Raw genomic sequence first — 2,731 nt, forward strand, 5'->3', positions numbered from 1 at the left:
AAATTCGCGTTTGGTGTCCATCAGGTCTCTCGGTTGCCAAGGCATGCACTTCTCCTTGCGCCAATAGCGCTGAAGAAGTGTTTCCTATGTCTCCGAACACCTGTTTCGTATGTCTCCTGTCCGTACACGTCGCCAAGAGAAAGTGAGCAAAGAGAAGGCGACCCGATGGTCCGGGTCCCTCCGCTTCGCTGCGGGCAACCTCCGGTGCTCACCGAAAGCGGGGTCGAGCTCGAACTCGCTGCGCTCAGACAATCGCTCGCCCTGATCCGTTTTCGACTGCGCTCCTCGGCCCAGCCCGACGGGTGGGGGGAACAAATGCGGATGCGGGGAGACCTGATGCGCGTTGCGCGTCAGGTCGGATTCAGTTGGCAGTGATGTTTGCACGCGAGTGCAGCGCACGCGGCCAAATGAAGCTCCCCGCCATCACCCAGCAGGGCGAGGGAGGGGTGGGGGAGGGAGTGGGGAGTCCGTCCTACTGTCCAAGGCAGGCTACAGGCGCAGCGTGATGCAAAAAATGACTTAACTTGCGTGCTTTTCGCCAGCCAGATCGTCAAGGATGGGACACTCCGGCCGGTCGTTGCCCTGGCAGCAGTGCACCAGTTGGGCCAGCGTTTGCTGCATGGATTGCATGGCGGCGATGCGCTGGGCCAGCTCGTCGGCGTGTTTCTGGGCGATGCGCCGTACGCTCGCGCTTGCGCGGCGGCGGTTTTGCCACAGGCTGACCAGTTCGGCGATCTCGGCCATTGAAAAGCCGAGATCGCGCGCGCGCTTGATGAAACGCAGCGTGTGGACCTCGGCTTCTGTGTACTGACGATAGCCGCTGTCACTGCGGTGCACCTGCGGCAACAGGCCCAGCGACTCATAGTGGCGCACCATCTTGGCCGAAACGCCCGACCGGCGAGCCGCTTCGCCGATGTTCATGGGCCCGCTCATGGGGCGACGGTGTAGCCTTCTTCGACGATCGCGGAGGCAATGGCCTCGCGGGGCTGGCTGGAGTCCACCTCCACCTTGCCTGTCGCGCGGTCTATCTTTATTTCGGCCTGAGGGTCGAGGGTCTTGACGGCCTGGGTCACGGCGCGTTCGCAATGGCCGCAGGTCATGCCCTGCACGTTGAAGGTCTGGTTCATGGGGTGGTCCTTTCGGTTTTTAATGGAAGAGGTCTGAAGCTTGAACCTTGCCATGATGGTAAGGTCAACCCGTGCGAGGTCAAACCCCTGAGTCGAATGAGGTTGATCTGTATCAAGCCTTGACCTTGCCACCATGGCAAGGTTGATCATTCACCCATGAATACCACCACCCTCTCCCCCTCCACCCTGGACCTCGGCGTCGGCGGCATGACCTGCGCGTCGTGTGTGTCGCGTGTCGAAAAGGCCCTGAAAAAAGTCCCTGGCGTGCAGGAAGCCACCGTGAACCTGGCGACCGAATCGGCGCGGGTGGTGTACACACCCTCGGCGCAGATGGATGCGCAGATCCGCCGCGCCGTGCGCAACGCCGGCTACGAGCCGGTCTCTCCCGAAGAAGCGATGCCCGAAGATCTGTCGCCCTGGGCCGGCTTTACGCCGGTGGCCATCGGCCTGCTGCTCTCGGCGCCGCTCGTCGTGCCGATGTTGGGGGACCTGCTGGGCAAACACTGGATGCTGCCCGCCTGGCAGCAGTTCCTGCTGGCCACGCCGGTGCAGTTCATTCTGGGCGCGCGGTTTTACAAGGCGGGCTGGCATGCGCTCAAGGCGTTGACCGGCAACATGGACCTGCTGGTGGCCATTGGCACAAGCGCAGGCTGGGGCCTGTCGATGTGGCTGTGGCTCAGCGCCGAAGCTGACACGATGCCGCATCTTTATTTCGAGGCTTCGGCCGTGGTGGTGACGCTGGTGTTGCTGGGCAAGTGGCTGGAGGCACGCGCCAAGCGCCAGACCACGGCGGCGATACGCGCGCTGCATGCCCTGCGGCCCGAGCTCGCGCACGTGCTGCAGGGCTCGGGCGAGGAAGCCGACCTGCCGGTGGCCGAGGTGCTGTTGGGCGACCGCCTGGTGGTGCGGCCGGGTGAGCGCATTCCGATGGACGGCCTGCTGCAGGAAGGGCAGACGCAGGTGGATGAATCCATGCTCACCGGCGAGCCGCTGCCTGTGACCAAGCAGCCCGGCGACAAGCTCACCGGCGGTAGCATCAACGGTGACGGACGCGTGGTGTTGCAAGTGAGTGCGGTGGGCAGCGAAAGTGTGTTGGCCCACATCATTCGCCTGGTGGAAGACGCGCAGGCGGCCAAGGCACCCATCCAGCGGCTGGTGGACCAGGTGTCTGCCGTGTTTGTGCCGGTGGTGCTGGCCATCGGCCTGTTCACCTTGCTGGGCTGGCTGTGGGCCGGGGCCGGGATGGAGACGGCGCTGATTCACGCGGTGGCCGTGCTGGTGATTGCCTGCCCCTGTGCGCTGGGCCTGGCCACGCCGGCAGCCATCATGGCGGGCACCGGAGTGGCGGCGAAAAACGGCATTCTGATCAAGGACGCGCAGGCACTGGAACTCGCGCACAAGGCCGACACCGTGGCGTTCGACAAGACCGGCACGCTGACGGTCGGGCGACCGCGGCTGGTGGCTTTTGTAGCCGCGCCCGATGTTGACGAATCCGCACAACTGGCCGTCGCGGCCAGCCTGCAAAGCGGCAGCGAACACCCGCTAGCACGCGCCGTGGTGGCTGCGGCGCAGGAGCGCGGCATGCCGGTGGCGCAGCCCGATGG

3 protein-coding genes are annotated in these 2,731 nt (G+C 64.7%); 1 reads left to right on the forward strand and 2 read right to left on the reverse strand.

Translation table 11 applies throughout. The features are described from left to right. Window positions 1-519 precede the first annotated feature (519 nt). Both cueR and WA904_RS20650 read right to left on the reverse strand, forming a co-directional pair. Window positions 520-921 (reverse strand): Cu(I)-responsive transcriptional regulator, encoded by a 402-nt coding sequence (gene cueR, locus WA904_RS20645; RefSeq protein ID WP_425199007.1) that lies wholly within the window; start codon window positions 919-921, stop codon window positions 520-522. A gap of 8 nt (window positions 922-929) precedes the next feature. Then, entirely contained in the window at window positions 930-1,127 is a 198-nt protein-coding gene (locus WA904_RS20650; RefSeq protein WP_425199008.1) for a heavy-metal-associated domain-containing protein, read from the reverse strand. A 156-nt stretch (window positions 1,128-1,283) separates the two neighbouring features. On the opposite strand from WA904_RS20650, the gene WA904_RS20655 reads away from it, so the two are divergent. Continuing rightward, on the forward strand, window positions 1,284-2,731 hold a 1,448-nt coding region (locus WA904_RS20655), incomplete at its 3' end, for a heavy metal translocating P-type ATPase (protein WP_425199009.1).

Source organism: Polaromonas sp. (assembly GCF_049790275.1).
GTDB lineage: Bacteria > Pseudomonadota > Gammaproteobacteria > Burkholderiales > Burkholderiaceae_C > Polaromonas.

Coding starts and splice junctions, on each gene's coding strand:
- cueR (WP_425199007.1), bottom strand. CDS start 921: ATGAACATCGGCGAAGCGGCTCGCCGGTCGGGCGTTTCGGCCAAGATG.
- WA904_RS20650 (WP_425199008.1), bottom strand. CDS start 1,127: ATGAACCAGACCTTCAACGTGCAGGGCATGACCTGCGGCCATTGCGAA.